Source organism: Nocardia carnea (assembly GCF_029868325.1).
Classification (GTDB): domain Bacteria; phylum Actinomycetota; class Actinomycetes; order Mycobacteriales; family Mycobacteriaceae; genus Nocardia; species Nocardia carnea_C.
In genome coordinates this window covers 1-6,166 of sequence record NZ_JARWNW010000097.1, presented here as the reverse complement: position 1 = coordinate 6,166, position 6,166 = coordinate 1, and the positions used below count along the sequence as shown (strand labels likewise).

Below are 6,166 nucleotides of genomic sequence, written 5' to 3'. Positions count from 1 at the left end.
CATCCACGCGACCTGATTCGCAATCGCCGAATGCGGCACCGCCACACCCTTCGGCCGACCCGTCGAACCCGAGGTGAAGATGACATAGGCAGTGTTCGACGGCCGAACCGGCGCAAGCCGATCCGCATCCGTCACCGGCGCAGCCGCGAAGCCACTGGTATCGAGAGTGTCCAGCGCCAGCACCGGCACACCCGCCAGCACACCCACACTGTCACCGGCGACAGCGCTGTCACCACCGACACCGGAGCTGCCCGCACCGGCTGCCGGGCCGACGCCGACAGCCTGCGCATCGGCTGTCGTGGACAGCAGGCACACCGGTGCCGCGGTATCGAGGATGTACCCGATCCGCTCAGCCGGATGCGACGGATCCAACGGCACATACGCACCACCAGCAGCGACCACCGCATACATGCCCACAACCAAGTCCAGCGACCGCGACGCCAACAACCCGACCAGCGACTCAGGACCGACACCTTGCGTGATCAGATACCGGGCCAAACGGTTCACGCGAGCGGAGAACTCGGCGTAGGTCAGTTCGGCGCCCGCGAACGACACCGCCGGTCGATCCGGGTGCGCGGCAACCGCCCGCTCGAACCCGTCCAGCAGCAACCGCTCGGGTACCGCGTGTTCGGTGGCGTTCCACTCCGTCAGGACGCGGCCGCGCTCGGCAGGGGCGAGGATTTCGAGATCCCCCACCGGCACCGCGGCATCCGCGACGATCTCACCCAGCAACCGGATGAACCGGTCGACGAAACCTTGCACTGTGGCGCGGTCGAACAAGGCCGTCGCATACGTGATGTAACCCGAAACGCCTTGGGGTGCACCGGTTTCGTCGTAGGCGTCACCGAGGATGAGATTCAGGTCGAACTGGGAGATCTCGGTATCGATATCGACACCGGAGACCGTCAGCCCGGGAAGTTCCAGACTGGTGCGGCCGAGGTTCTGGAAGGTGAATCCGATCTGGAACAGCGGATGCCGCGCCTGCGAACGTGCCGGATTCAGCACCTCCACCAGGCGTTCGAACGGCACGTCCGCGTTGGCGAATGCCGCGATATCCACCTGCCGCTGCCGTGCCAGGAGATCGGTGAAGGTTTCCTCGCGGTCGAAGCGGGTCCGGAATACCAAGGTGTTGACGAACATACCGATCAGATCGTCGAGCGCCTGGTCACCACGCCCGGCGACGGGTGTGCCGATGGTGATGTCGTCGACACCGGACAGTCGCGACAGCAGTACCGCGAACGCGGTATGCGCCACCATGAACAGGGTCGCGCCCTGCTGCTGCGCCAACTGCTGCAGACCGGTATGGATCTCGGCATCGATCTGGACCGGCACGCGTCCACCGGTGAACGACTGGACCGCCGGACGCGGCCGGTCCATCGGCAGATCCAGCTGCTCCGGGATCCCGGCGAGCGCCGACTCCCAGTACCCGAGCTGCTCGGCCGCCAGCGATTCCGGGTCGGATTCGTCGCCCAGCAGATCCCGTTGCCAGATACTGAAATCGGCGTACTGCACCGGCAGCGACGACCAGCCCGGCGCCTCCCCCGCGGACCGCGCCGCGTAGGCGGTCATCACATCGCGGGTCAGCGGTGCGATCGAGGAACCGTCTGTCGCGATATGGTGCACCACCAGCACCAGGACGAACTCGTCGGGGGTACCGGTCGCGCCGGCCACCTGCAGCAGCGCCACCCGCAACGGCACCTCGGCCGTCACATCGAAACCGGTCGCCGCCAATTCCGAAACGGCCGCAACGACCTCATCGGCGGCCACCGACCGCACCTCGAGCCCCGGGGCAGCCTGCCCCACCGGCAGCACCACCTGCACCGGGCCGGATCCGGTTACCGGGTACACCGTCCGCAGCACTTCGTGCCGCGCTACGAGATCCGTGACAGCCGCCCGCAGAGCGGGCACATCGAGCTCGCCGGACAAGCGGATCGCCAGCGGAATGTTGTACGCGGCCGACGCCCCGTCGAAGCGGTTGAGGAACCACATCCGCTGCTGCGCCAAGGACAGCGGGGCGGCAGCCACGATCTCGCCCGACAGCAGTTCCCGGCTCGGACGCGGCTGCGGCACGAGCGCCGGGCGGCCACCGGATCCGGTCTGTTCCTGGATCCGGGCGGCCAAGGCCGTGACGGTGGACGTTTCGAACAGCAGGCGGACCGCGACCGTGGTGTCCAGCGCCGCGCCGAGGCGTGCGGCCACCTGGGTCGCGATCAGCGAGTTACCGCCGAGGGCGAAGAAATCGTCATCCGCGCCCACGCGTTCCACATGCAGTACATCGGCGAAGACGCCGGCGACGATCTCCTCGATCGGGGTCGACGGGGCACGGAATTCCCGCGTCTCGAAGGTCGGTTCCGGCAGCGCCTTGCGGTCCAGCTTGCCGGAGGTATTGAGCGGGAACGCGTCGAGTTCGACGACAGCCGCGGGAACCATATAGGCCGGCAGGACCTCGCGTACCACGTCCAGCAGGGTGGCCGATTCGATCTGCTGCCCTGGTGCGGGGACGATATACGCCGCCAGCTGCTCACCGAGCTGCGAGGCGGCGACGGTCACCACCACCTGGCTGACCTGCGGCTGTGCGAGGAACGCGGATTCGATCTCGCCGAGTTCGATGCGCTGACCGCGGAACTTCACCTGGAAATCGGTGCGGCCCAGGTACTCCAGGGCGGGCTCACCGTCGATCCGCTGCCACCGCACCAGGTCGCCCGTGCGGTACATCCGCCGGCCGGTGTCGAACGGGCTCGCCACGAATCGATCCGAACTCAGGTCCGGGCGGGTCACGTATCCACGGGCGAGCTGGTCACCGGCCAGATACAGTTCGCCGGTGACCCCCTCGGGCACCGGCCGCAACCGCGAATCCAGCACGTACACCTGCGAGTTCCACTCCGGCACACCGATCGGCACACTGCCGGTCTCGGCGCCGGTGGCCTGCCAGTAGGTGATCGAGACCGCGGCCTCGGTCGGGCCGTAGAGGTTGTGCACGGTGGCGTCGGAGACGGCGTGCATCGCGGTGACGGTTTCCGGCGGCAACGCCTCCCCCACCGCGAAAAGATGCCGCAAGCTCGGGATCGACCCCGGCGCGGTATGCGCGGCGAACACCGCCAGCATCGACGGCACGAAATCGGTGATCGTGACCTGTTGCTCGGCGATGACCTGCGCCAGATACTCGGGGTCGCGGTGCCCGTCCGGGGTCGCGACCACCAGATGCGCGCCCGCGGCCAACGGGAGGAAGTAACCCCACAGCGAGACATCGAACGTGGTCGCGGTCTTCTGCAGATATACGTCCGCGGGACCCATCGGGTACTGCGACAGCATCCACGCGACCTGGTTGGCGATCGCCGAATGCGGTACCGCCACTCCCTTCGGCCGGCCCGTCGACCCCGATGTGAAGAGCACATACGCGGTATTCGACGGACGCATCGGCGCATGCCGGTCCGCATCGGTGACCGGCGCGGCGGCGAAACCGCTGGTATCGAGAGTGTCCAAGGCGAGCACCGGTACACCGGCGATCTCGTCCGTACCGGCGCCACCGGCCGTGCCCGCGTCGCCGCGGACGGCTCGCGCATCGGCAGTGGTCGACAGCAGGCAGACCGGTTGCGCGGTATCGAGGATGTAGCCGATCCGTTCGGCCGGATGCGCGGGATCCAGCGGCACGTAGGCACCGCCGGCGGCCACCACGGCGTACATGCCGACCACCAGGTCCAGCGACCGCGATACCAGCAACCCGACGAGGGATTCCGCACCGACGCCCTGCGCAATGAGCAACCGCGCCAACCGGTTCACCCGGCCGGAGAACTCGCTGTAGGTCAGGCTCGTCCCCTCGTACGTCACCGCCACCCGATCCGGGAAAGCGGCGGCCGCGCGCTCGAAGCCTTCCAGCAGCAGCCGCGGAGTGAAGGGGTATCCGGTGGCGTTCCACTGCTCGAGCACCCGTGTGCGTTCGGCCGTGGCGAGAATCTCGAGGTCACCGACCGGCACGGCCGGATCCGCGACGATACCGCGCAGCAGCCGGGTCAGCCGGTCGGCGAATCCCTCGACCGTGGCGTGATCGAACAGTGCGGTGGCGTAGTTCAGATACCCGTCCAACCCCAGGGGTTCGCCGGTTTCGTCATAGGAATCGCCGACGATGAGGTTCAGGTCGAACTGCGACATCTCGGTATCGAAGTCCACGGCCGATACCGTCAGCCCCGGCAGGGTCAGACCGGCCGGGCCCATGTTCTGGAAGGTGAGCCCCACCTGGAACAGCGGATGCCGCGCGGTCGAGCGAACCGGGTTCAGCACCTCCACCAGACGCTCGAACGGCACATCCGCATGCGCGTAGGCGGCGATATCGATTTCACGCTGCCGGGCCAGCAGTTCGGTGAACGCTTCGCCGCGATCGAGCTGGGTACGGAACACCAGCGTGTTCACGAACATACCGATCAGATCGTCCAGGGCTTGTTCACCGCGGCCGGCGATCGGCGTACCGATGGTGATGTCGTCGGCGCCGGACAGCCGCGACAGCAGGACCGCCAGCGCGGAATGCACAACCATGAACAATGTGGCGCCCTGCTCCTGCGCCACCCGCAGCAGACCGGCATGGAGTTCGGGATCCAGGCGTATCTCCACCCGGCCACCGGCGAACGACTGCGCCGCCGGCCGCGGCCGGTCCATCGGCAGATCCAGCTGGTCCGGGATCCCGGCCAGCGCCGACTCCCAGTACCCGAGCTGCTTCGCCGCCAGCGATTCCGGGTCGGATTCGTCGCCGAGCAGCGTCCGCTGCCAGATGCTGTAGTCGGCGTACTGCACCGGCAACGGCGCCCAGCCGGGCGCCTCCCCGGCGGCGCGCGCCGCGTAGGCGATCATCAGATCCCGTGTCAGCGGCCCCACCGAGGAACCGTCACTGGCGATATGGTGCACCACCATCGCCAAGACGAACTCCCCGTGCACGACACCTGTTTCGGTGCCGGCTGGATCGGCCGGTCCGTCCACCCGGAACAACGCCACCCGCAGCGGCACCTCGGCCGTCACATCGAAACCGGTCGAGGCCAGCTCCGATACCGCGCCGATGACCTCGGCGGCCGGTACCGACCGCACCTGCAGACCCGGCCCGGCGTCACCGGCCGGTAGCACCACCTGCACCGGCCCGGATTCGGTCTCCGGGTACACCGTGCGCAGCACCTCGTGCCGGCGCACCAGATCGCCGACCGCCGCGCGCAGCGCAGCCACATCCAGCTCACCGGTCAACCGGATCGCCATCGGCAGGTTGTACGCCACCGACTGCTGATCGAAACGGTTGAGGAACCACATCCGCTGCTGCGCCGACGACAACGGCGCCGATGCCACGACCTCGCCCGAGGGCAACGTCGTGCTCGACCGCTGCTGCGGGACCAATGCGGTGCGTCCGCCGGACCCGGCCTGTTCCTCGATACGGGCGGCCAGCGAGGTCACCGTCGAGGCCTCGAACAGCAGCCGGACCGGGACCTGCGCGTCCAGCGCCTGCCCGGCCCGGGCGGCGACCTGGGTCGCGATCAGCGAGTTACCGCCCAGCGCGAAGAAGTCGTCATCCGCGCCGATACGGTCGACACCGAGGACATCGGCGAACACACCCGCCACGATCTCCTCGATCGGAGTCGACGGCGCCCGGAACTCCCGCGTCTCGAACTCGGGTTCCGGCAACGCCTTACGATCCAGCTTGCCGGACGTATTCAACGGGAACGCATCGAGTACGACCACCGCAGCCGGAACCATGTAGGTCGGCAACACCTCACGCACAGCATCCAGCAGGATCGTCTGCACGATCTCCTGCCCCGGGGCCGGCACAACATACGCAACCAACTGCTCACCCAACTGGGAAGCGGAAACCGTCACCGCGGCCTGACTGACCTGCGGCTGGGCCAGGAACGCCGACTCGATCTCACCGAGCTCGATGCGCTGACCACGGAACTTCACCTGGAAATCCGTGCGACCCAGGTACTCCAGCACCGGTTCACCCTCGACGCGCTGCCAGCGCACCAAGTCACCCGTGCGATACATCCGCGCACCCGAGTCGAATGGACTCGCCACGAAACGATCAGAACTCAGATCCGGACGCGTCACATAGCCGCGAGCCAGCTGATCACCGGCCAGATACAACTCACCCGTCACACCCTCGGGTACCGGCCGCAACCGCGAATCGAGCACATACACG

Annotated in this window: 1 protein-coding gene; it reads right to left on the bottom strand. The window is 67.7% G+C overall.

Translation table 11 applies throughout. The annotated features are described in order from the left end of the window. Positions 1-6,166: non-ribosomal peptide synthetase (locus QH196_RS06590; RefSeq protein WP_280414858.1), on the bottom strand; the 6,166-nt coding region annotated here is incomplete at both ends.